This is a genomic window from Enterobacter cloacae complex sp. P13B (assembly GCF_014895915.1).
Classification (GTDB): Bacteria; Pseudomonadota; Gammaproteobacteria; order Enterobacterales; family Enterobacteriaceae; genus Enterobacter; species Enterobacter bugandensis.
The window spans coordinates 1-272 of record NZ_JADBQN010000079.1; the positions used below are offsets into that span (position 1 = coordinate 1).

At 47.8% G+C, this 272-nt stretch carries 1 tRNA gene; it reads left to right on the forward strand.

The annotated features are described in order from the left end of the window. The first annotated feature begins 52 nt into the window (after positions 1–52). Positions 53–128 (forward strand) — tRNA-Glu (locus tag IM273_RS21825). Positions 129–272 lie beyond the last annotated feature (144 nt).

Sequence of the window (272 nt, forward strand, 5' to 3'; positions counted from 1 at the left end):
GATTGTCTGATGAAAAGTAAGCAGCAAGGCGTCTTGCGATTGAGACTTCAGTGTCCCCTTCGTCTAGAGGCCCAGGACACCGCCCTTTCACGGCGGTAACAGGGGTTCGAATCCCCTAGGGGACGCCACTTGCTGGTTCGTGAGTGAAAGTCACCTGCCGTCATATCTCAAAACTGACTTGCGAGTCATGTTTGAGATATTTGCTCTTTAAAAATCTGGATCAAGCTGAAAATTGAAACGACACATCTTTAAGGTGTGTTCGAGTCTCTCAA